Below are 21589 nucleotides of genomic sequence, written 5' to 3' on the forward strand. Positions count from 1 at the left end.
CGGTCGGGCCGCGGTCAGCCGGCGGCCTGTTCGGCCAGCAGCTCGATGGCCCGCGCCACCACGGGCGTACCGGCGACGGCATCGCGCGCGTGCACCACGACGCGGCGATGCGGCGTCGGGTCGGTCAGGGCCACGGTGCACACCTCCGGGGGCAGCCCGCGCGCGCCGAGGGTCGGAACCACCGTGATCCCGAGACCGGCGGCCACGAAGGCGATCGCGGAGACGTGATCGGTGGTCTCCACCACGAAGCGCGGATGGAAACCGGCGGCGACGCAGGCATCGATCGTCATCTGCCGGCAGGGCCCCGCGTGACGGTCGTTGTCGATCCATTCCGCGTCGGCCAACTCGGCCATCCGCACGCTTCTCCGCCCCGCCAGCCGGTGCCCTCGGGGCACGACCGCCAGGTACGGCTCGGTGACCAGCTCCCGCTCGTCATAGCCCGGCGGCGACCCGACACCCGGGGGCGCGACGACGATGGCGAGATCGGGGCGGCGCTGATCCGCATGGGTGAGCTGCTCCTCGATCTGCACCCGGACCCGGACCTCGGGGAACTCACGGGTCAGGGCCACCGTCATCCCCGGCAGCCAGTTCGTGCCGGCGGTGGCGAATGCGGCGACGAAGAGCCCGGCGCTGCGACCGGCGCGCAGATCCGCGACCCGCGTCTCGAGGTCGGTCAGCGCGTCCAGCGCCCTGGCCGCGTCGCGGGCCAGCGCGCGGCCGGCGGGCGTGGGCACCACGCCACGGCCGGAGCGCTCCAACAGCCGCAGCCCCGTCTCGCGTTGCAGGGCGGCCACATGCTGGCTGATCGCGGAGGGGGTGTAGCCGAGCTGGCGGGCGGCGCGGTTCATCGAGCCGGATTCGATCACCGACCGGAAGACCGTCAGGCGTTGGGCGTCGAGCATGCGGGCAGTCAATCACGATTCATGATCACTAATCAATAGATAATTGATCGTCGCTTGTGCTAATCACTTGCGCGTCCGACGATGGAGCCATGACTCGCCGCCCCGGACTCCTACCGCTGCTCGCGCTGCTCGGCACCGTGCTCGCCTGGTCGTCCGCCTTTCTCGTCCTGCGGATCACCGCACCCGTCTTCGGACCGGGCGAGATCGCCCTCGGCCGGCTGGCGGTCGGCAGCGTCGCGCTCGGCCTGATCGCCTGGCGGCGCGGGATCACCATCCCCCGCGGCCGCGCGCTGGCCCTGCTGATCAGCTACGGCGTGCTCTGGTTCGGCGTCTACTCCGCGGTGCTGGCCTGGGCCGAGAACTACCTCGATGCGGGCACCGCCGCGCTGCTGGTGAACCTCGCGCCGGCGCTGGTCGCCCTCTACGGGGCGATCCGACTCGGCGAGGGTCGCCGCCCGAGCCTCTTCGTCGGCATCGCGATCGCGCTGGCCGGCACGGCGTTGATCGCCTTCGGATCGGCGGGCGGCCCGCGCCTGACCCTGCTCGGCGTCGCCCTCGGCCTCCTCGCGGCGCTGCTCTACGCCGTCGGCGTGATCACCCAGAAGCACACGCTGAATGCGGGCGTCGACGGGGTCACCGCCACCACCCTCGGCTGCGTGATCGGCATGATCGCGACCCTGCCGTTCGCGGGCTCGCTGATCGGACAGATCGCGACCGCACCGCTGGCGGCCACCCTGGGGATCGTCTGGCTGGGCGCGATTCCGACGGCCGCCGGATTCCTGCTGTGGGCCTATGCCCTGGGCCGGGCGCCGGCCGGGATCACCGCCGCGGCCAGCTACCTCGTCCCCGCCGTGGTGATCATCACCGCCTGGCTGCTGCTGGGCGAGGTGCCGACCCCACTCGCCCTGCTGGGTGGCGCGCTGTGCCTGGGCGGCGTGGTGATCACCCGGCTTCCGCAGCGAACGCCCGTCGGTACGCCTGCGGGGCCACCCCGACCTCTCGCCGAAAATGATCACGCAGCACAACAGCGCTGTTGAAGCCCACCCGGCGGGCGATCTGCTCGACCGCGAGATCGCTGCCCTCCAACAGTTCGCGCACGCGGGCCACCCGCTGCCGGTTCAGCCAGTGCGCCGGAGTCGTGCCGACCTCGGCCCGGAAGCGCCGGGCGAAGGTACGCGGGCTCATCGCCGCCTCGCGCGCCATGCTGCGTACGGAGTGCGGCTCGTCGAGACGGTCCAGCCAGTCGTTGAGCAGGTTGGACAGCGAGTGATCACCGGTGGCCGGCATCGGCCGTTCGACGAACTGTTGCTGACCGCCGTCGCGCTGCGGCGGAACGACCATGCGGCGAGCAATCGCGGACGCGACGGAGGCGCCGAGCTCGCGCCGGACGAGGTGCAGGCAGGCATCGATGCCGGCCGCGGTTCCCGCACTGGTGATCACCCGACCGTTGTCGACGAAGAGCACGTCGGGGCGCACATCCAGGTCGGGATGGCGGCGCGCCAGCTCCTCGCTGTGATGCCAGTGTGCGGTGCACGGCTGGCCGTCCAGCAGCCCGGCGGCGGCCAGCACGAAGACCCCGGAGCACACGCTCAGCACGATCGCCCCGGCCGCGTGGGCCTCTCGCAACGCGTCCAGCACCTCGGCCGGCGGTGGCGGGCTGACCCTGCCCAGGTAGGTGTTGCCGGCGGGCACGATCACCAGGTCGGCCCCGGCCAGCGCGTCCAGCCCGTTGTCGATCAGCAATCGCGAACCGCTGCTGGTGACCAGCGGACGGGCCGGATCCGGGGTCACGTCGGCGTAGTCGAAGCGGGGCAACCCGTCCATGCTGCGATCGATGCCGAACACCTCGACGGCCACGCCGTACTCGAAGGTCGAGATCCGCTCGATGCACAGGGTGCGCACGGTGTGCAACGTCATGGCGCCGAGTATGGCACAAATCTTGCCACCACCGTCTCTTCTGCCACTCGTGGCGGGATGGCTACCAGGAAAGACTTCATGCCATGGGCACCGTCATCCTCATCGCACTCATCGCCGTGATCATCGCGCTGCTGGAACACACGCACCGCGCCACCCTCCGCCGCGGCCGCAACCCGTGGGCCGTGGTCGGTCCGCAGCCGCCGCGCGGCCGGCCGCCGGTCCGCGCGCGGCCCGTCGGCTGACCTCGCGCCTCAGGGCGACAGCGTGGAGGCGTACGCCTCGAGCTGGGCATAGCCGACATCGCCCGCCACGATCGTGACGGCACCGTCGGCCCGCCGGACCAGCGAGCGCGTCCGCCCGTCCTGGCTGACCAGGCGCTGCCACTCCGCGTTGCCCACGCGTGCGGTGCCGTCGGGCACGCCCTGTCGGCTGGCGCGCGCGATCAGGTCGTCGGGCAGCGCATCGCCCTGACTCAACTCGAGGTAGACCCGCTCGGGATCGAGGAAGCCGAGCTGCCACTCGTTGCGCGGCGACGGTTCGGCATTCAGGCCCGGTGCCCCTTTGGGCAGCCACCGCACCCGCGTCGGCACCCAGGTGTCGGGCAGACCCTCCGGCGCCAGGACGGGCCAGTCCACCGCCGCCCTGGCCTGGGCGAGCTGGGGGCGCCACTCGACCGGCTGCACCGGCGCCTCCGGCGGATTACGAGTGTAGATGAAGGTGATCACCAGCACCGGGATCAAGATGATCAACAGCGACCGGATCATGTCGCCCGCGCCGGCCTTCCGGGTGCCGCCGTGCGAGGGCGGCGGCCCGGACGCGGCGGGGATCTCACTCACCTTGCCATCGTCACAGATCGATCCAAGCTTGCCCAATCCGTCCTGCCCGATCCGGGCACCGGCACGCCCGCTCCGCACGGGTGACAACACCCGCCCGTTTCCTCGCGAATCGCCTGCGCCGCGCCGCCGACGCCGCTAGGTTCTCAGCCAAGGCCCGCCCCCCCAGCCGAAGGCAGACGCCCATGTTTCCTCACTTCGCGCCGCGCCGCTGCCCGGTCGCCCTGGCGATCATCATTGCAATCCTCGGCCCGATCGCGGTGGCGCTCACCGCGCCACCGGCCCGGGCCGAGCCGGGCGAGCACTGGACGCCGACCGGCCGGACCGCGCCCGCCCCGGGCACCCAGGACCCGACCCGGCAGCGGCGTTCGACCGGCGGCTACGACGTCTGGACCCTGCAGCTCGACGAGTTGCGGCGGGAGCTGGCGGCGACGTCCGCGGACGACGAGGTACGCGTGGCGCTGCCGCGGCCCGACGGCGAACTGGAGACCTTCGCGGTCCGGCGTACCACCGTCCTCGCCGACGGACTCGCCGCCGCACGCCCCGACATCGTGACCATGGGCGGCACGAGTGTCGACAACCCGGGCGTCCGGGTCCGCCTGGACCTGACCAACCTCGGGTTGCGCGCCTACGTCCGCGCCCCCGGCCAGCGGTCCTGGTATGTCGAGCCCCAGAGCCCCGGCGATGCGGAGCAGTACGTGAGCCTGGCCAGCGCCGATCTGGCCGCGGAACTGCCTCGGCTGGAGTACCGCGAGGACGCAGAACAGCCGGAGGTCGCCGAGGACGAGGCGGGCGCCGCGCCGGCGCCGGGCGCGGTGCCCCTGCGTACCTACCGGATCGCACTGCTGTCCGACGTGACGTATGCCGAATATGTCGGCCAGGCAAATGTCGTCGACGCCAAGGCCAGCCTGATCAACCGGGTCAACGACATCTACGAGACCGACCTCGGCACCCGGTTCGTGCTGGTCGACGGAACCGAGAAGCTGAGCTTTGCCACCGAGGCCGAGCAGACCGGGGCCAACGGCCCCTGCGGCGCGCAGCCGTGCTTCACCCCGGCCCAGGTGACCGCGTGCAGCTCCGGCACGCTGAACCGCAACACGGCGGTGATCAACGCGATGCTCGGCAACGACGACTACGAGATCGGGCACATCGCGCTCGGCCGCAACGGCGGCGGCATCGCGCGGCTGTGGTCGGTCGGCGACCCGGCCGTGAAGGGCGCCGGTTGTACCGGCCTGACCCGGCCGGTCGGCGACTACTTCGCGGTCGACTACGTCGCCCATGAGATCGGCCACCAGTTCGGCGGCTATCACACGTTCGCCGGCTGCGGCGGCAATTCCGACCCGAACCGGCTCGAGCCCGGCAGCGGATCGTCGATCATGGCCTATGCCGGCATCTGTGGCGCCGACAACCTGCAGCAGCGCAGCGATCCGTACTTCCTGGGCCACAGCATCCGCCAGATCGCGCGCTTCCAGGCCGACGGTCCCCCCTCGTCGGTGCTGCGCACCCGCGGCGATGGCTCCCGCGCCGCGGCCCCGGGCACCGAGGACCTGGACGCCGGGTCCGAGCCGCCCCCGGGTGGCTGGGGGTACGGCGGGCAGGTGAGTCACCCGGGCAATGCCTACCCGACGGTGTCCGCGGGTACGGACCGGGTGATCCCCGCGCGCACCCCGTTCACGCTGACCGCGCAGGGCAGCGACCCCGACGGCGACGAGTTGACCTATCTGTGGGAGCAGAACGACTCGGCGCGGTCGCCGCTGCCGACGCAGCCGAAGACCGCGGGCCCGCTTTTTCGCCAGTTCGGCGTCGCCAACACCGCGCCCAAGAGCCCGTCGGACTACTACGACGCCGGGCTGAACGCCGCGACGGGCGACCCGTCGCGGACCTTCCCCGACCTGGCCCAGGTGCTGGCCGGCAATACCAATGCCGAGACCGGCCGGTGCCCGGTGGCCGACGCGTCGGCCCCCACGGCGAGTGAGCGGGACTGCCTGTCGGAATACCTACCGACCGCCGACTACGTCGGCAACGCCGGCGACGCGGTGCTGAACTTCCGGGTCAGCGCGCGCGACAGTGCCGGCCGCGCGGGCGGTGTGGCCTTCGCGGAGACGCGCGTGCGGGTGGACACGTCGACGGGTCCGTTCCGGGTCACCTCGCAGGCCGCCAACCACACCGTGCGCGCCGGCGGTCAGGGCGTGATCACCTGGGAGGTGAACGGCACCGACGCCCCCGAGCTCGCCGAACGGGTACGGATCACCCTGTCGCGCGACGGTGGCAAGACCTTCGATGTGGTCCTCGCCGAATCCGTCCCCAACTCCGGTCGCGCGCGGATCACGTGGCCGACGACCGACCTCGCCGATGCGCGGATCATGGTCAGCGCCGTCGACAACGTGTTCTTCGACGTCAACGACTCCCGATTCGCGATCCAGCGGCGGTGACCGGGCTCCCGCGCACGCTGGCCCGGGCACGGACGCCGCAGGGCGAGCTGGCGCTGCGCGAGCGGGTCGCCGACGACGGCGCCACCGTGCACGAACTGATCGTGAACGGCGCGTTCGCGATGGACTCGGCCGAGGTCGCCTCCGAGCTGGCGCTCGGCGACACGCTTGCGCAGGCCGCCGGCCCGGACGGCCGGGTACTGCTCGGCGGGCTGGGGCTCGGCTTCACCGCTGATCGGTTGCTCCGGCACGGTGTCGGCGAGCTGGTCATCGCCGAGCTCGCCGAACCGCTGGTGGCGTGGGCCCGCGCGGGAATCACCGACCGCCTGGGCCGGGTCGCGGCGGATCCGCGGGTACGCCTGATCGCGGGCGACATCGCCGAAGAGCTGACGGCCGGTGGCCCGGGCTTCGGCGCGATCGGCCTGGACGTGGACAACGGCCCGGACTTCTTGATCCATGAACCGAATGCCGCGCTCTACGGGGCGCCGCTGCTGCGGGCGGCGTACCAGCGCCTGGTGCCGGGCGGGCTGCTCGCCATCTGGTCCGAGCGCGCCTCGCCCGCGTTGGCCGAGCGGCTCGCCGCGCTCGGCCGCACCGACACCGTGATCGTGCCCGTGCGCCGCGACGGGCACGCGATCGACTACGCGATTCACCGGGTTCGCCGGGCCGCGGGCCACCCGGCAGAATGACCGCATGACTGAGAACGCCGCGACGCCGCAGTACCGCACCGAGCACGACACGATGGGCGAGGTCCAGGTCCCCGCCGACGCCTTGTGGAAGGCGCAGACGCAGCGTGCGGTGGAGAACTTCCCCATCTCGGGTACGCCCATCGAACCGGCGCTGATCCGCGCGCTCGGGCTGATCAAGGGCGCGGCGGCGCGGACCAATGCGGCGCTCGGCGTGCTCGATGCCGATGTCGCCGACGCGATCGTCGCCGCGGCCGCCGAGGTCGCCGAGGGCAAGCACGATGCCGAGTTCCCGATCGACGTCTTCCAGACCGGGTCGGGCACCTCGTCGAACATGAACACGAACGAGGTGATCAGCTCGCTGGCCAGCGAGCAGGGGCCCGCCGTGCACCCGAATGATCACGTGAACGCGTCGCAGTCCAGCAACGACGTCTTCCCGAGCGCGATCCACATCGCGACCACCGATTCCTTGATCAACGACCTGGTGCCCGCCCTGCGGCATCTGGCGGAGTCGCTGCGCGCCAAGTCCGAGGAGTTCGCCGAGGTGGTGAAGTCCGGGCGTACCCATCTGATGGATGCCACCCCGGTCACCCTGGGCCAGGAGTTCGCCGGGTACGCCGCACAGATCCAGCTCGGCGTCGACCGGGTCGAGGCAGCGCTGCCGCGGGTGGCGCAACTGCCGCTCGGCGGTACGGCCGTCGGCACCGGCATCAACACCCCGCCCGGATTCGCGGCGCAGGTGATCTCCACGATCGCCGACCAGACCGGCCTGCCCTTGACCGAGGCGCCCGACCACTTCGAGGCCCAGGGGGCCCGCGACGGGCTGGTCGAGGCCTCCGGGGTGCTGAAGACCATCGCGGTGTCGCTGATCAAGATCGCCAATGATCTGCGTTGGATGGGCTCGGGCCCGCGGGCCGGCCTGGGCGAGATCAATCTGCCCGACCTGCAGCCGGGCAGTTCGATCATGCCGGGCAAGGTGAACCCGGTGATGTGCGAGGCGACGCTGATGGTCGGCGCACAGGTGATCGGCAACGACGCGGCGGTGACCTTCGGCGGCGCGTCGGGCAACTTCGAGCTGAACGTGATGTTGCCGATGCTGGCCCGCAATGTGTTGGAGTCGGTGCGGCTGCTCGCGAATTTGTCGCGGCTGCTGGCGGACCGCTGTGTGGACGGGATCACCGCCAACGCCGAGCACTGCCGGGTGCTCGCGGAGTCGTCGCCGTCGATCGTCACGCCGCTGAACAAGTACATCGGCTACGAGAACGCGGCGGCGGTGGCGAAGCAGGCGCTGAAGGAGAACAAGACCATCCGCGAGGTCGTGATCGAGCGCGGTTTCGTCGACGACGGCTCGCTGACCACCGAGCAGCTCGACAGCGCCCTCGACGTCTTGGCGATGACCCGGCGGCCGGCCTGAGCACCGCCCCGGCGCCCTGGCGGATCCGGCGGGCGGTCGCCCGCGACGCCGAGCCGTGGGCCGAGGCGCTGACCACGTCGATGGCCCAGACCTATGCCGATCTGCTGCCCGGCGACTTCGCCCGGCTCCGGCGCGCCGAGCAGCCGGCGGTTGCGGCCGAGTTGGCGGCCCGGCTGGGCGGGCCCGGAAATGATCACGAGCACTGGCTGGCCGAGGACGCCGACGGCATCGCCGCGGTGGCCGAGACCGGCCCGGGGCCGCTGGAGTGGGAGATCGAGAACGGCTATCCCGCACCGCCGGTGCCGCTGCAGTTGATCAAGTTGTACGCCGTACGCCGCGCGCACGGCACCGGGGTCGGGCAGGCGCTGTTCGATGCGGCGCTCGGGCCGAGAGCGGCGTACCTGTGGATCTTCGACGGCAACTCCCGCGCGCTCGCGTTCTACCGCCGCAACGGATTCCGGCCGGACGGATTCACCGCCGTCTCGGGCCCCGGCTGGGGGGAATCTCTGATGCTGCGACTGGCCCGGGCGTCTACCGTCACTGCATGAGCATCTCCCAGACCCCGGTGATCGCCGAACGGCCCGGCGTGCAGCTCCGGGTGGTGGCGGCGGACGAGACGGCGACCTGGTTGCGCCCGCTGCAACTGGCCTTCTTCAACAACGATCCGATCGACGAGGCTCGGCTGGCCGCGATGGCGGAGGTTGTCGCGACGAGCCGCACCCTGGGCTGGTTCGACACCGCGAACGGCGCGTGCGTCGCGACGTTTCGCCGCTTCGAACACGAGCTCACCCCGGTGCTCGGCGACCCGGTGCCGTCGGCGGCGGTCTCCTCGGTCACCGTGGCGCCCACGCACCGGCGCCGCGGGCTGCTCCGGGTCGCCATGGTCGACGAGCTGCGTCGGGCGAAGGACGAGGGCTACTCGCACAGCGGCCTGATCGCGGCGGAGTACGGGATCTACGGGCGGTTCGGTTACGGCCCGGCGACGCGGGTGCGGGACCTGCGGATCGACGTGCCGCGCGCGGGCGCGATCGCCGAGCCGGCCGGCGGGAGCTTCGAACTGGTCGAGCTGGACCGGCTGCCGGAGTTCGGTCCGCAGGTGCACGACGCGATGCGCCGGCGCGTGCCCGGGATGGTCTCGCGCACCGGCCTGAACTGGCGCCGCCTGGCCCGGATCGTCGGCGCGCGCCCGGCGGATGCGACGGCCGGGCGCCGGTTGCTGGTCCACCGCGGCCAGGACGGCGAGGTGCGCGGGTACGCCGTCCACACCGCCGTCAGCGGCGACCTCAACGGGCAGCCGACCGCCACGATCACCGTCGAGGACCTGACGGGCGTGGACACGGCGGCCGAACGCGCGCTGTGGAGCTGTCTGATCAACACCGACTGGGTGGACACGGTGATCGCGCCGGCCCGGGCGCCGGACGAGTCGGTGGCGTCGGTGCTGGCCAATCCGCGGGCGCTGGCCGCGACCGCGTCCCAGGACTATCAGTGGATCCGCCCGCTGGACGTATCGGCGCTGCTCACGCAACGGGGGTACGCGGCACCCGGTGAACTGGTGTTGACGGTGCATGATCGCGACGGCCTGGCCGGCGGCACCTTCCGGCTGGGGACCGACGGTGAGCGCACCGAGTGCCTGGCCACGCACGCGGATCCCGACATCGAGCTGGACGTCGCCGCGCTGGGCACCCTGTGGCTGGGCGGCTACTCGGCGAGTGAGATAGCCGCGCGCGGCGGTCTCGTTCCCGGTCCCGACCGCGCTCTTGATCAGCGGTTGCTGAACCGGGTCTCGGGCCTGTTCTCCTCCGACCGTGCGCCGTGGGTGCGCGACGCCTACTGAGGGATCGTCCTGACGGCGTGGGCCGGCCCCCCGACGGTGATCGACACGTCGGGGGGCCGGTGATCACAGCTCAGCCCAGTTGTTGATCTTCCAACATCTCGGTGACCAGCGCGGCGATCGGCGAGCGCTCCGAGCGGGTCAGGGTGACGTGGGCGAACAACGGGTGGCCCTTCAGCTTCTCCACCACGGCGACCACGCCGTCGTGCCGCCCGACCCGCAGGTTGTCGCGCTGGGCGACGTCGTGGGTGAGCACCACGCGCGAGTCCTGGCCGACCCGGCTGAGCACGGTCAGCAAGACGTTGCGCTCCAACGATTGCGCCTCGTCCACGATCACGAACGCATCGTGCAGCGAGCGGCCCCGGATGTGGGTCAGCGGCAACACCTCGAGCAGGCCGCGGTCGAGCACCTCGTCGATCACATTGCGGTTGGTCACCGCGCCGAGGGTGTCGAAGACCGCCTGCGCCCAGGGGGCCATCTTCTCGTTCTCGGTGCCGGGCAGGTAGCCGAGCTCCTGGCCGCCGACGGCGTACAGCGGCCGGAAGACGATCACCTTCGAGTGCTGCCTTCGCTCCAGCACGGCCTCCAGCCCGGCGCACAGGGCGAGGGCGGACTTGCCGGTGCCGGCGCGACCGCCCATCGAGACCACCCCGACCGACGGGTCGAGCAGCAGGTCGAGCGCGACGCGCTGCTCGGCGGAGCGGCCGTGCAGCCCGAAGGCATCGCGATCGGAGTTGATCAGGCGTACCTGCTTGTCCGGCGTGATCCGACCGAGCGCCGACGCCCCACCCCCGAGCAGCACCACACCGCTGTGGCAGGGCAGATCTCGGCCGGCGTCGAGGTCGATCACGTGCTCGGCGTACAGCCGGTCGATGTCGCCTGGGGTCACGTCCAGCTCGGCCATACCGGTGTAGCCGGTCTCGATCGCCGCGTCGGCCCGGTACTCCTCGGCGGCGAGGCCGACCGCGGACGCCTTCACCCGCATCGGCAGGTCCTTGCTGACCAGCACCACATCGCGGCCCTCGGCGCGGTAGTTGAGGGCGACGGCGAGGATCCGGGAGTCGTTGTCGCCGAGCCGGAAGCCGCTCGGCAGCACCGTGGGATCGGTGTGGTTGAGCTCGACGTGGATCGTGCCGCCGTCGTCGTTGGCGGGCACCGGCGCGTCGAGGCGGCCGTGGCGCAGCCGAAGATCATCGAGATGCCGCAGGGCCGTCCGCGCGAAGTAGCCGAGCTCGGGATGGTGGCGCTTGGCCTCCAACTCGGTGATCACCACGACCGGCAACACGACGTCGTGTTCGGCGAAGCGGCGCATGGCGTGCGGATCGCTGAGCAGTACGGAGGTGTCGATCACGATGGTCCGGGTGACGCCGCGCTCGGCGGCGGGGCGGTCGGCGGTGGGCAGTGCACTGTGAGACACGGTTGATCCTCGCCGTGGGGCCGCACGTCACCTCGCCGGCCCCACCTGGGTCAGGTGGTGGACCGGAACAGGTGGCGGGCTGGTGAAAGCCCTGTCGAGCTCGGTCGAGCCGGACGCGCCATATGACTTCCTTCCGGGTGAGCGGCTTCCCGACCGCTCACGTCTTCGACGCTACGGCGGGCCCGGCACAGTTGCGGGTACGCCACGCCGGACGGCTCGTGAACGTCTGGTTACGGGCCGCTCATCCGAGGACCGCCGCGAGGGCGCGGGCCTCAGCGGCCGAAGCGCCGCTCGCGCTGCGCGTAGGCCCGCAGCGCGCGGACGAAGTCGACCTTGCGGAAATCGGGCCACAGCGCCTCGCAGAAATAGAACTCGCTGTGCACCGACTGCCAGATCAGGAAGCCCGACATCCGCTGCTCCCCCGAGGTCCGGATCACCAGATCCGGGTCGGGCTGGCCGGCGGTGTAGAGGTGGTCGGCGATGTGGTCCATCTCGAGGGTCTGGGCGAGCTCGGCGATGCCGACGCCGCGCTCGGCCTGCTCGGCGAGCAGCGACCGGACGGCATCGCGCAGCTCGTGGCGGCCTCCGTAGGAGATCGCGATGTTGACGTGCGTGGCCGCGCCGGCGTTGCTGCGCTCCTCCGCCGCGCGGAGCCGAGCCGCGGTATCGGCGGGCAGCAGATCGAGCGCCCCGACCAGTTGCACCCGGCATCGGCCGGAGTCGGCCAGGTCGTCGACGAGCCGCGCGATGACCTCAAGCAGCGACCCGAGCTCCTCCTCGTCGGCGCGGCGCAGGTTGTCGGTCGACAGCACCCACAAGGTGACCAGGCCGATGCCCGCCTCGGCGCACCAGCCGACGAACTCCTGCAGCTTGCGCGCCCCGGCCCGGTAGCCGGCGGCGAGCGGCTGACCGGGGGCGTTCAGCCGGGCCCAGCGCCGGTTGCCGTCGGCCATCACCGCGACGTGGTGGGGCAGCTTCTTCGGATCCAGCTCCGCCAGCAGCCGATGCTCGTAGGTCGAATAGAGCACCCCGGGTGGGCGCAGGCGGCCGATTCGCTCACGCAGGCGCGCGAGCGTCGCCTTCGGCGTCTCGGTGATCCGCGGCATGGCCGCGAGCCTAGTGACTCGCCCCGCCTCCCGGCGTACCCGACGCAGAATTGATCACGCGCCGAGCATTGGCGTACCCGCGCGGACCGGCTACCCTGAACCTACGCAACCGTAAGTTACGGCGGCGTAGGTTTGTTCCGAGATCCGTGCGAAGGTTGGTCGATGGCAACGAGTTCACCGGGCCTGGCGAGCGAGATCGCCCGCCCGCTGAAGCCCAAGCTGCGCGGCTGGCTGCACGCCGCGATGCTGCCGCTGTCGCTGGCCGCAGGCATTCTGCTGGTGGTGCTGGCGCCCAGCGCGCTCGGCAAGATCGGTGGCGCCGTGTTTCTCGCGGCCTCGGTGCTGCTGTTCGGGACCAGCGCGCTCTACCACCGCTTCTACTGGGGCGCGCGGGGCGAGGCGGTGCTGCGGCGGATGGACCATTCGAACATCTTCGTCTTCATCGCGGCGACCTATACGCCGATGGCGCTGCTGCTGCTCGACGGGACCGGGCGCTGGGTGCTGCTCGGCCTGGTCTGGGGGGCCGCGATCATCGGTCTGTTGTCGCGGGTGCTGTGGCTCGGCGCGCCGCGCTGGTTCTACACCCTGCTGTATCTCGCGATCGGCTGGGCGGCGGTCGGCTGGTTGAAGCCGTTCTGGGACAACGGCGGCCCCCTGGTCTTCGCGCTGATCGTCGCGGGCGGGTTGCTCTATTCGGTCGGCGCGCTGGTCTATGCCCGCAAGCGGCCCGACCCGTCGCCGCGCTGGTTCGGCTTCCACGAGATCTTCCACGCCTGCACGGTTGCCGCCTTCGCCTGCCACTACGCCGCGATCAGCGTCGCCACCTACGCCTGATCGGCGCCGCCTCGCCGGGCCGTGAAGGAGTAGCACCGCGACAACACGTTGCGGGCCTGGACAAACTCGACGCGCGGGTCGGCGATGATCTCCTCGATGGTGGTACGCAACCCCTCCCCCGCCCGGACCAGGCGGTGTCGGTCGTAGACCTGGACGTGACGGCGACCCGCATCATCGCCGAAGGCCTGCACGACCTGGTCGCGCCCCTCGAAGCTGTCCGGAAAGGTGCCGTCGGCGCCCGGGCACCCGTCGGCGTGCACGACGACGGGGCCGGTCTCGGCGTACGCGCTGACCCACGGGAAGGGGCGGAACGCGATGATCGCGATCTCCTCACCCGGCTGGGAATCGGCCAGGCAGCAGCGCAACGGCCAGCCGCCGTCGGGGTCGGCGAACGGCTCGACCGGGGCGCCCGCATGATCGATTCCGCGCGCCAGCAGTTCCGCGAGGGTGGTCGGATCCACGCCGGTGACGGCGAGTTGTGGTGTCTGCACGGGTCCAGCATCGAGGTCGGTACGCGGCCCCGCTGGCGGGAATCGGACGCGGCGTTCAGGCCAGTTGCGCGCGCAACCCTTCGGGGTCGTGGACGGGCAGACCGCAGGCCTGGTTGGTGCAGACGTACGCCGCGGGCAGCTCGGCGCCCCGACCGCGCGCCAGCGGGAACTCCGCGCTCGGGCCGGGCAGCGCGAGGATGACCGAGCCCTCCGGCGCCTCGCGCCAGGCGGTCGTGACCAGCTGGCCGTCGTCGCCGAAGATCACGATCTCGCGGGCGGCGACGCGGTCGGCGATGATCAACTCGCGCAGCCACCAGCCGGCGAACCGCGGCGCGGCGGTGGCCAGGGCGGCACCGGTGGCGGTCGCGGCGGGGAGGCGATCCAGGCCCTCCCCGGTCAGCCCGGCGACCGCCCGGTGCGCGGCGATCAGGGCACTGCCGCCCGAGGGGGTGGCGTTGTCGGACAGGTCGCGCGGGCGGGCGTAGAGGTCGGTCGCCGCGTCGGCGTCGTACCAACCGCCGTCGCCGGCGGCGAACAGCTCGTCGGCGCGGTCGAGCAGCGTACGGGCGCGGTCGAGCCAGGTCGCGTCGCCGGTCGCGCCGGCGAGCGCGGCGTAGGCCTGCGCGAGCGCGCCGTGATCCTCGGCGATCCCCGGTGCCGTGCCGGGTTGCCGATCGCGGCTGACGCGCAGCAGGGTCCGGTCCGACTCGCGCCAGTGGGTGTCCCACAGGTACGCCGCGGCGCCGCGCGCCCGGTCGAGCCAGTCGGGGCGGTCGAAGATCATCGCCGCGGTGACCAGTGCGGTGATCAGCCAGCCGTTCCAGGCGGCAACGATCTTGTCGTCGCGGGCCGGGCGGGGGCGCCGGTCGCGGGCGGCGAGGAGCCGCTCGCGCCAGTCGTCCTCGATCGGTGCGAGGGCGCGCAGGGTGGAGGCGCCGTGTTCGAAGGTGCCCCGATCGGTGACCCCGAACGCGGCCGCCGCGCGCGCCGCGTCCGCGCCGAGCACCGCGCGCAGTTGGGCGGGGGTCCAGACGTAGAAGGCGCCCTCGACCAAGCGGCCGGACGCGTCGGCGGAGTCGGCGTCCAACGAGGCGGCGTACCCTCCGCCGTCGACCAGCAGCTCGCGGTCCAGCCAGCCGACGAGCCGTTCGGCGGTCGCGCGGTAAGCGGCGGCCCGCTCGGGATCCACCCGCGTGCTCGCGCGGGCGAGCGTGCCGAGCAGCAGCGCGTTGTCGTAGAGCATCTTCTCGAAATGCGGCACCACCCAGCCGGCGTCGACGCTGTAGCGGGCGAAGCCGCCGCCGAGATGATCATGGACGCCGCCGGCGATCATGGCGTCCAGGGTGGCCGCGACCTGTTCCAGCGATTCGGGCGTACCGTCGGCGAGCAGGGCGTCCAGAACCATGGTCGGCGGGAACTTCGGGGCGCCGCCGAAGCCCCCGTGCAAGGGGTCGAAATCCTCGCGCAGGCGGGCGAGGGCGCCGGCCGGATCGGCCTCGCCGGGCAGCGCGCGCTGGGTCGCGGCGACATGATCGACGATTGCCGTGGCGCTGCTGATCACCTCCTCGCGGCGGTCCCGCCAGGCGTCGGCCAGCGCGGTCAGCACCTGACCGAAACCCGGCATCCCACCGCGTTGGCGCGGCGGGAAGTAGGTCCCGGCATAGAACGGACGGCCCTCCGGCGTCAGCCAGACCGACATCGGCCAGCCGCCCTGCCCGGTCAGGGCCTGGGTGGCGGCCATGAAGATCGCGTCGACATCCGGCCGCTCCTCCCGGTCGACCTTGATCGGCACGAAGTTCGCATTGATCAACTCGGCGATCTCCGGATCCTCGAACGATTCGTGGGCCATCACGTGACACCAGTGGCACGCCGCGTACCCGACCGAGAGGAAGACCGGCACGTCCCGCTCGCGCGCCTGCGCAAACGCCTCGTCCGACCACTCCCGCCAGTCGACGGGATTGTCGGCGTGCTGACGCAGGTACGGCGAGAGGCTGTCGGCGAGTCGATTGGCCATGGTTCGAGTGTTGCGCACCCGGTCTTGCCGCTCGACCCCACGCCGGTCGAACCTCCCGGACGTCTCGGGAGTCCCCGTCAATCGCCCAGGTCGTTGCGGCCGATGCGGCGGCGCTTGCCGAGCTTGCGCAGGACTCGCCGCGCCCGACCAGGCGGAGGCCAGATCACTGACTCGCTCCCTCAGCCGAAGCGGAGGCATCGGCAGGCTTGAGCGGGGCCTCGCTCGGACCACCTTCTGGCACCGGGGCAACCGATCGATTCGCGGCCCAGAGGCAGAAGTCATCATTGACCTTGATGACGAGCGCGATGATCGTTCGCAGGGCGGTGACGTAGGCATGGAAGTGGGTGTCTTCGCCCTCAACGTCTGCTTGCGAACCGTGCAGGTACTTGTTGCGCAACTCCGGCCCGTTGCTGAAGTCAGTCTTGTTGAGGAAGTAGTTGAAGTACTGCGCCTCGGCCTCGGTCAAAAGCGATGAGTGGCGCCTCACCCATCCGCGAGATTCCATGGCGTCGACAGCGGAGCGACCTTCCTGCGAAAGCCTGTAGTAGCTACAGGCCTGAGCTGCGAACAGCGACCTCAAGACCAAGAACTGCGGGACACTGGCGACCTGTACCCTCTCGCCCGTATCCTCCAGGATGCCGAGCGAGATCAGATGATCGACAGCGGGCTGTTGGTACTCGCGGAAATCGGCGTAGGAGACGACGTTTCCGATAAGAAGCCCGGCCGCGTCATCGCCGTTCAACTCCTCGCTGATGTCCGTCAGCGCTGACTGGTCGGAGAACAAGGCATGAAGAATGCCGGCAATCTGGTCGTCGTCGGTCGCATAGACGTACTTCCCGGGAAGCAGGCTCGGAACCTCTCGGTAACGAACGGGATTGGAGGTGATCGCGAGCAGGTCCCGATCGAGTTCGCCGTTCTCGACAAATAGGCTGAACTGAGCAAGCATGCTCTCCATCTCAGCAAAGAGGTGACGTACTCTCTCGAGGTAGGACGCGGCCCGGCTCGACGGCCTGAACGAGAAGTTCGCAGCCCCGAACTCCTCTTTGAGGTAATCCTCGAAGAACCAGAAGATTACTCCTTCAAGGTCCTTTTTCTTGGTCTCCAGGTAGTGCTGATACAGCCTCGTCTGAAGCAGGGTGCTCATGTCGACCGCACGAAATCTTGCGCCAACCATGTACTCGGTCTTGCCCGTCGTCATCAAGAAGCGTTCAGAGACGCCCAACTGCGAGGGATAGGACGGCAGTGTCAGCAGGACACCATGGTCGGCGAATTCGAACAGGTGCTGGAAGTTATTGAGGATGCTCGGGTTGTCACAAGTCTCGTCCAGCCATCGGCTGCTGTACGTGAATCGAGCAACCATCCCGTCTGAGTCGTCCATTTCATAGAGCACGGGCTCGTTCTGCGACTCGGATAGCCGCACCTCGGCCCCAGTTTTGAGGCCAGTGTTGTTCTCGAAGAACGCCTGCGTCATCTCCGCGTTGCGGCGCTTCGCGCGCAGCTTCAACTTTGCATCAATGCCAGTGATCGAGCTGACACGAGCGGTTTCGATGAGGCCGATGTAGTTGGGGTTCGCGTCTGGGCTATCGACGTATCGTTCGAGCAGGTCGCGAGCATCGGCTGGCGTGAAACGGGCCGGGAGGTGAACCTCCGCGCGCACATCGCGCTGCAGGTACTTGCGGATGATGTGTTCCGCGTTCGCCGGAGACCTGATCAACCGGTCCCGCACCTCTGCGTCGTAGGCGAGCACGAGCTTCTTGCAAGCGAGCATGTCGCGCAGATGCACCCCGGTCTGATCGAGCGCAGCCAGCATGACTGCCGAGGTGCAACGTTCGAAGGCCATGTTGCGCCCGAGAAGCTCGAGGAGGTCAGCGTGGTAGTCAAAGTCGACGCCGACGACGATCGAGACGCAGTCCGCGTCGTTGATCGCCGAGAAGAACTTGGCCACCGTGCTCCGGATCGGACCGATCTTCGATACCGCCGCGAGGCGCTCCGCCTCGGTGTAGTCGCGAGGAAGGAAGCCGTTCTCAAGGTACTGCTGCACGTTGTGGAGCTCGATGATGTCCATTGCGTCAGTCGGCGCGTTCGACGGGTCGAACTGCTCTACGATCCGAGCGACGCGGGCCACGAACCACCCGGCGGCCAGATCGTGCACGCCAAAAAACCGAACCCTCCGCAGAGACGCTCCTTCCTTGTTGCTCACCGGTTGGCCTCACTCCCCGCTTGTTACTTCCTGTGCTGACATCGTTGCTCAACGGACCGACATCAAGAGGAGCGCTGGGCGAGCATCCTCACCCACCGAACGCGTCGCGCCACTGCGCGAAGAGCCCGTCTATAGCGGTCGGATCGACGAAGGTGTCGAACGCGGTCTTGGCTCGCTCTGCGCTGAACGGATCCCGCAACACGCGCGCCGTCCACTCCACACTCTGGCGAGCGTCAACGCCGACCTCGGGATGATTTATGAAGCCCGCGATCACCCGGGAGGTCTCATCTAGATCGGCGACGGCCAAGAGGCGCCAGAGGTCGCCGAGGTCCTTGTCTCGAACGAGGCCCTTGCGCGGCTCCCGGAGTCGTTCGCCGATCTTTGAGCCCTTGGCCAAGATGAGCGCCGGGATCTCCGCGATGTGGAGGTCAGTCGTGAGCCGCGGGTCGGCCAAGTCGTTGATCCTCACGAGCGATCGGTTGAAGGCGGCGAGTTCGAGGCCGAGCGCGTTGCCGACGGTGAGCTTGCCATGCGCGGGCTTCAGGGCCGGAACTCCACGCGTGTTGCGGCTCGCAGTGCCCGACATCCCGTGTGGCGCCAGCAGATCGACCTTCTCGCGGAACGATCGCGTGCCGTCGGCCTCGTGGTAAGGCGTCCGGCCCCAGAGCCCGGGACGCGCCGTTGTGCGGTGCTCGTAGCCCGCGTCGGCGAGGAGGGCCTCGATGCTCGGCACGTCGCCGACCAGCCCCGGCGTCACGCCGAGATCGCCATCGCCGGTCGGCATTCTCGGAACGTCAAGGTCCATCGTCCGCAGCAGGACTGCATGGGCGCCGACCAATGTCAGCGACTCAGCGTGGACCTGGAGAACCTCGACGACGTTGATGATCGCACGGCGGCTCCACTCAATCTCGGTGCGCGGCTCCTTGAAGTCCGTCACGCCACGCGCCTACCCATGAGGATGTCGGCCTGCTCGATCATGCCGTCGATGCCACCGTAGGCGTCGATGACGACCTGGTCGCGAGCGGCGACCGCGATGCCGGCGATGGTGACACGGCCGACCTCACTCACGCCGTCGAACGGGATCAGCGTCACCCGCATGCCGAAGGATCCGGGCTCCTTGCGCGCGAGGCCGGCCGCCTTGGCTGCGCGCGCGACGTCCTCGACGTAAAGAACAGGCCAGGCCTCCCCCGCGCTGGACCGGTATCGGTTGGCTCCAGCATCGCCGGTGAGTGCGTAATCGATGGCGGCCCCGCGAAGCGCGTCAGCGATCTGATCCGCCGACCGTCCCGCAGCGAAGTCCACGGCGTCGGCGCGCCGCGTCAGGCGTGCGGCGCGACCCGCACGGAACAGCAGGTCCACTTCCTTCCCAGCGGCTACCCGACCGTCGGCATCGAGAAGCCCGATGCGAGCCCAGCGCTGACGCCACAGCGCGACGCCCGGATTCGACGCCACATCGAGCTCCGGGTCGCACGCCAGACGTGCGGTCGCGATCGCGTCCACATCCGCGAAACCGGTGAAGCGGATCGGCTCTCCCAGGACTGTCAGGATCTCCTGTGCCAGATCGAACGACGGACTCACCGCGCCGGCCTCGATCCGCGTGACCGTCGTCGGGGCAACGTCGACCAGCGCCGCGAGCTGACGAGCACTCAGCCCGTTCGCGCGGCGCAACGTCGATATGCGCTCTGCCAGGTCCACGTCCAGCAGTGTACGAGACTGTTGCGAATACGCAACACGTAGAGAGTCGGCCTGACACCTCACCTGTCCTCGAAACGTGTCAGGTCGTTCACCGCGTGGGAGATCAGCTGCCACCAGATCACCAGTGACGGGGTCCAAGTGATGCACAAGAGTGACGCACGATGCTCCGGAATCGGCGGTGCGCGGGACGACCCCGCTGACTCTCGAGTCACCCCCCCGTCTCCCGGAGCCCGCCGTGGCGCGGTGCGCTCCGGTCAACGCCACGCCGAGAGTCACACGGGTGCGCACCAACGGTCAGCGCACGGCGTGGGAGAGCAGGTCACGGCGTCCCCGTCGGCGAGCCCGACGGTCGGTTGGCGGCACCGTCGATCTCGGTCCGTGCCGGGCCCCCTGCCGCATCACACGTCGCGATGACCGCCCGCTACCGCAACCTGGCTACAGAGGCTCCAGCGGCACCGCTTGTTGGTCAGTTCTGACACCACCCAGGTAGGGAAGCGGTCGAATGTAGGTGAGCGGCGACACCACCCGGGGCGGATGAGGTCATGAGCTGCTTGAGTACCTGGCGCTGACCGTGTCGCCCGGCTTCATGCGAGCGATTTTGATACGGGCAATCTTGTTGTTCTCGAATATGAAGGTGATGGCAGCCAGCGGGTGACCTCCGGGGGCTATGACTGCGGCGGCGGCGCCGTTGACGAGCATCGGGATGCTGGCGTGGATCCGGTCGGCGAAATAGCGGGTTTCTTCGGCCACGGCACGGTTCCCGACCACTTCGATGGCTCCACCTTCAGGTAGCACCGCTGGGTCGGCGGTGCGGACGACGTCGGGTGCCATGAGCGCGATGAGGGTATCGGTCCGTCCTCCACGGGCGGCCGCGAGGAACGCATCGACGATCCGCCAATGATCTGACGCACCTGGCGCATCGACGGACGCCGCGTCTGCTCCTTCTAGGCGTTGTCTTGCACGGCTGGCCAGCTTCTTCGCGTTCGCCGACGTCGTGTCCAGTACGACGGCTACCTCCTGGAACGGTATGCGGAACAGGTCGTGCAGGACATAGGCCACTCGCTGGGTGGCGGTGAGCTGGTTGAGGAGCAGGAGAAGCGCGCGTGAGATGTCCTCGCGCCGGAGGTACTCCTCGTCGGCCGCGAGCTGGTCACTCGGGACTACGTCGGCAAGGAGGGGCAGTTCTCCGCGTCGTTCCCGTGATCGCAGCTGGTCGAGGCAGAGGCGCGCGGTCACGGTTGTGAGCCAGCCGGCCGGGTTGTCGACCTGCGTTTGTGCTGCGCCGGCCGCGCGCAGCCAAGCGGTCTGTACGGCGTCCTCGGCGTCCTCGAGCGAGCCAAGGATCCGGTGCGCGAGTGCGAGCAGTCGAGGCCGTGCCACCTCGAATTCGTTGATCAAGTCCATGTGGGCGGTCACCTTTCGGTCGTGCCGAGCGTCATGAGGGGCGACCAACCAGACATCGACAGACCCTGCACGTAGGAGACCCTCATGAGCGTACAGATCGTCCAGTTCGGCACCGAACCTCAGCAAGTAGGCGAGGTTGAAGAGGCAATCAAGAGGCTGTTCGCCGCCGTCGAGTCGGCGGCGCCCGCGGGCATTGAGTACACGGCTGCCCGTGTTGGAGACAGCTCGCAGTTTCTGCTCACGCTTTCCCTCCCCGATGACGCTGCCAACCCGCTCCTCGATATTCCGGAGGCTGGGGCGTTCCGCGGCAAGGTTGGTGAGTGGGCCGGCGGTCCGGTGCCGCCCTCGACGCTTCACTTCATCGGGCGCTACACCGCGTGAGCGAGACTGCGTCGACGGCACTTTCGACGGCGTTG

At 70.0% G+C, this 21589-nt stretch carries 20 protein-coding genes; 9 read left to right on the top strand and 11 right to left on the bottom strand.

The window, feature by feature from the left end; all coding sequences use genetic code 11:
• Positions 1 to 14 precede the first annotated feature (14 nt).
• Complete coding sequence (locus ACXDC7_RS15090; RefSeq protein ID WP_179445655.1) at positions 15 to 902, bottom strand: LysR family transcriptional regulator; 888 nt, start codon at positions 900 to 902, stop codon at positions 15 to 17.
• 89 nt (positions 903 to 991) lie between these two features.
• Here ACXDC7_RS15090 and ACXDC7_RS15095 point away from each other — a divergent pair, with 89 nt between their 5' ends.
• Complete coding sequence (locus ACXDC7_RS15095) at positions 992 to 1939, top strand: DMT family transporter (protein WP_459222616.1); 948 nt, start codon at positions 992 to 994, stop codon at positions 1937 to 1939.
• Here the strand turns inward: ACXDC7_RS15095 and ACXDC7_RS15100 are convergent.
• Positions 1845 to 2819, bottom strand: a complete 975-nt coding sequence (locus ACXDC7_RS15100; protein ID WP_179445653.1) for a helix-turn-helix domain-containing protein — start codon at positions 2817 to 2819, stop codon at positions 1845 to 1847. The genes ACXDC7_RS15095 and ACXDC7_RS15100 overlap by 95 nt on opposite strands.
• 83 nt (positions 2820 to 2902) lie before the next feature.
• On the opposite strand from ACXDC7_RS15100, the gene ACXDC7_RS15105 reads away from it, so the two are divergent.
• On the top strand, positions 2903 to 3061 hold the full coding sequence (locus tag ACXDC7_RS15105) for a hypothetical protein (RefSeq protein WP_459222617.1): 159 nt from the start codon (positions 2903 to 2905) through the stop codon (positions 3059 to 3061).
• Between the two features lie 9 nt (positions 3062 to 3070).
• Here the strand turns inward: ACXDC7_RS15105 and ACXDC7_RS15110 are convergent, their stop codons facing one another.
• Positions 3071 to 3655: a DUF4245 domain-containing protein gene (locus ACXDC7_RS15110; RefSeq protein WP_459222618.1), complete on the bottom strand. Its 585-nt coding sequence runs from the start codon at positions 3653 to 3655 to the stop codon at positions 3071 to 3073.
• 182 nt (positions 3656 to 3837) lie between these two features.
• Here ACXDC7_RS15110 and ACXDC7_RS15115 point away from each other — a divergent pair, with 182 nt between their 5' ends.
• The 5 genes from ACXDC7_RS15115 to ACXDC7_RS15135 all read left to right on the top strand — a co-directional run bounded on the left by ACXDC7_RS15115 (position 3838) and on the right by ACXDC7_RS15135 (position 10015).
• A complete protein-coding gene (locus tag ACXDC7_RS15115) occupies positions 3838 to 6084 on the top strand; it encodes a reprolysin-like metallopeptidase (protein ID WP_459222619.1) in 2247 nt (748 codons plus the stop codon).
• A complete protein-coding gene (locus ACXDC7_RS15120; RefSeq protein ID WP_459222620.1) occupies positions 6081 to 6770 on the top strand; it encodes a hypothetical protein in 690 nt (229 codons plus the stop codon). Before ACXDC7_RS15115 ends, ACXDC7_RS15120 begins: the two co-directional genes overlap by 4 nt.
• Before the next feature lie 4 nt (positions 6771 to 6774).
• On the top strand, positions 6775 to 8181 hold the full coding sequence (locus ACXDC7_RS15125) for a class II fumarate hydratase (RefSeq protein ID WP_459222621.1): 1407 nt from the start codon (positions 6775 to 6777) through the stop codon (positions 8179 to 8181).
• Between the two features lie 80 nt (positions 8182 to 8261).
• Positions 8262 to 8729 carry an N-acetyltransferase family protein gene (locus ACXDC7_RS15130; protein ID WP_459222622.1) on the top strand — a complete coding sequence of 156 codons (468 nt, stop codon included), beginning with the start codon at positions 8262 to 8264 and terminating at the stop codon, positions 8727 to 8729.
• On the top strand, positions 8726 to 10015 hold the full coding sequence (locus ACXDC7_RS15135; RefSeq protein ID WP_459222623.1) for a GNAT family N-acetyltransferase: 1290 nt from the start codon (positions 8726 to 8728) through the stop codon (positions 10013 to 10015). Before ACXDC7_RS15130 ends, ACXDC7_RS15135 begins: the two co-directional genes overlap by 4 nt.
• A gap of 70 nt (positions 10016 to 10085) precedes the next feature.
• Here ACXDC7_RS15135 and ACXDC7_RS15140 read toward each other — a convergent pair whose 3' ends face one another.
• Both ACXDC7_RS15140 and ACXDC7_RS15145 read right to left on the bottom strand, forming a co-directional pair.
• The gene (locus tag ACXDC7_RS15140) at positions 10086 to 11324 is read right to left on the bottom strand and encodes a PhoH family protein (protein WP_459222850.1); all 1239 of its coding nucleotides are present in this window, start codon (positions 11322 to 11324) and stop codon (positions 10086 to 10088) included.
• A gap of 377 nt (positions 11325 to 11701) precedes the next feature.
• Positions 11702 to 12535: an isoprenyl transferase gene (locus ACXDC7_RS15145; RefSeq protein WP_459222624.1), complete on the bottom strand. Its 834-nt coding sequence runs from the start codon at positions 12533 to 12535 to the stop codon at positions 11702 to 11704.
• 162 nt (positions 12536 to 12697) lie between these two features.
• Here ACXDC7_RS15145 and trhA point away from each other — a divergent pair, with 162 nt between their 5' ends.
• Positions 12698 to 13369, top strand: a complete 672-nt coding sequence (gene trhA, locus ACXDC7_RS15150) for a PAQR family membrane homeostasis protein TrhA (RefSeq protein WP_179445643.1) — start codon at positions 12698 to 12700, stop codon at positions 13367 to 13369.
• On the opposite strand, the gene ACXDC7_RS15155 is transcribed toward trhA, so the two are convergent.
• From ACXDC7_RS15155 to ACXDC7_RS15180, 6 genes are all read right to left on the bottom strand, one after another.
• Positions 13360 to 13860 (bottom strand): DUF1203 domain-containing protein, encoded by a 501-nt coding sequence (locus ACXDC7_RS15155; protein ID WP_459222625.1) that lies wholly within the window; start codon positions 13858 to 13860, stop codon positions 13360 to 13362. The two genes, trhA and ACXDC7_RS15155, sit on opposite strands and share 10 nt — an antisense overlap.
• A gap of 55 nt (positions 13861 to 13915) precedes the next feature.
• The gene (locus ACXDC7_RS15160; protein WP_459222626.1) at positions 13916 to 15874 is read right to left on the bottom strand and encodes a thioredoxin domain-containing protein; all 1959 of its coding nucleotides are present in this window, start codon (positions 15872 to 15874) and stop codon (positions 13916 to 13918) included.
• Positions 15875 to 16037: 163 nt separating this feature from the next.
• Positions 16038 to 18074, bottom strand: coding sequence for a hypothetical protein (locus tag ACXDC7_RS15165; RefSeq protein ID WP_459222627.1), 2037 nt, complete (start codon positions 18072 to 18074; stop codon positions 16038 to 16040).
• Between the two features lie 88 nt (positions 18075 to 18162).
• Complete coding sequence (locus ACXDC7_RS15170) at positions 18163 to 19011, bottom strand: hypothetical protein (protein ID WP_459222628.1); 849 nt, start codon at positions 19009 to 19011, stop codon at positions 18163 to 18165.
• Positions 19008 to 19769, bottom strand: a complete 762-nt coding sequence (locus ACXDC7_RS15175; protein ID WP_459222629.1) for a helix-turn-helix transcriptional regulator — start codon at positions 19767 to 19769, stop codon at positions 19008 to 19010. Before ACXDC7_RS15175 ends, ACXDC7_RS15170 begins: the two co-directional genes overlap by 4 nt.
• A 540-nt stretch (positions 19770 to 20309) precedes the next feature.
• The gene (locus ACXDC7_RS15180; protein WP_459222630.1) at positions 20310 to 21173 is read right to left on the bottom strand and encodes a sigma-70 family RNA polymerase sigma factor; all 864 of its coding nucleotides are present in this window, start codon (positions 21171 to 21173) and stop codon (positions 20310 to 20312) included.
• Positions 21174 to 21257: 84 nt separating this feature from the next.
• Here ACXDC7_RS15180 and ACXDC7_RS15185 point away from each other — a divergent pair, with 84 nt between their 5' ends.
• A complete protein-coding gene (locus ACXDC7_RS15185; protein WP_459222631.1) occupies positions 21258 to 21554 on the top strand; it encodes a hypothetical protein in 297 nt (98 codons plus the stop codon).
• Positions 21555 to 21589 lie beyond the last annotated feature (35 nt).

The sequence above is a fragment of the Naumannella huperziae genome (assembly GCF_054073625.1).

Excerpts from the sequence above, each read along its gene's own strand:
- ACXDC7_RS15090 (WP_179445655.1), bottom strand. The coding sequence starts at position 902 with ATGCTCGACGCCCAACGCCTGACGGTCTTCCGGTCGGTGATCGAATCC.
- ACXDC7_RS15095 (WP_459222616.1), top strand. The coding sequence starts at position 992 with ATGACTCGCCGCCCCGGACTCCTACCGCTGCTCGCGCTGCTCGGCACC.
- ACXDC7_RS15100 (WP_179445653.1), bottom strand. The coding sequence starts at position 2,819 with ATGACGTTGCACACCGTGCGCACCCTGTGCATCGAGCGGATCTCGACC.
- ACXDC7_RS15105 (WP_459222617.1), top strand. The coding sequence starts at position 2,903 with ATGGGCACCGTCATCCTCATCGCACTCATCGCCGTGATCATCGCGCTG.
- ACXDC7_RS15115 (WP_459222619.1), top strand. The coding sequence starts at position 3,838 with ATGTTTCCTCACTTCGCGCCGCGCCGCTGCCCGGTCGCCCTGGCGATC.
- ACXDC7_RS15125 (WP_459222621.1), top strand. The coding sequence starts at position 6,775 with ATGACTGAGAACGCCGCGACGCCGCAGTACCGCACCGAGCACGACACG.
- ACXDC7_RS15130 (WP_459222622.1), top strand. The coding sequence starts at position 8,262 with ATGGCCCAGACCTATGCCGATCTGCTGCCCGGCGACTTCGCCCGGCTC.
- ACXDC7_RS15135 (WP_459222623.1), top strand. The coding sequence starts at position 8,726 with ATGAGCATCTCCCAGACCCCGGTGATCGCCGAACGGCCCGGCGTGCAG.
- ACXDC7_RS15140 (WP_459222850.1), bottom strand. The coding sequence starts at position 11,324 with ATGCGCCGCTTCGCCGAACACGACGTCGTGTTGCCGGTCGTGGTGATC.
- ACXDC7_RS15145 (WP_459222624.1), bottom strand. The coding sequence starts at position 12,535 with ATGCCGCGGATCACCGAGACGCCGAAGGCGACGCTCGCGCGCCTGCGT.
- trhA (WP_179445643.1), top strand. The coding sequence starts at position 12,698 with ATGGCAACGAGTTCACCGGGCCTGGCGAGCGAGATCGCCCGCCCGCTG.
- ACXDC7_RS15160 (WP_459222626.1), bottom strand. The coding sequence starts at position 15,874 with ATGGCCAATCGACTCGCCGACAGCCTCTCGCCGTACCTGCGTCAGCAC.
- ACXDC7_RS15180 (WP_459222630.1), bottom strand. The coding sequence starts at position 21,173 with ATGGACTTGATCAACGAATTCGAGGTGGCACGGCCTCGACTGCTCGCA.
- ACXDC7_RS15185 (WP_459222631.1), top strand. The coding sequence starts at position 21,258 with ATGAGCGTACAGATCGTCCAGTTCGGCACCGAACCTCAGCAAGTAGGC.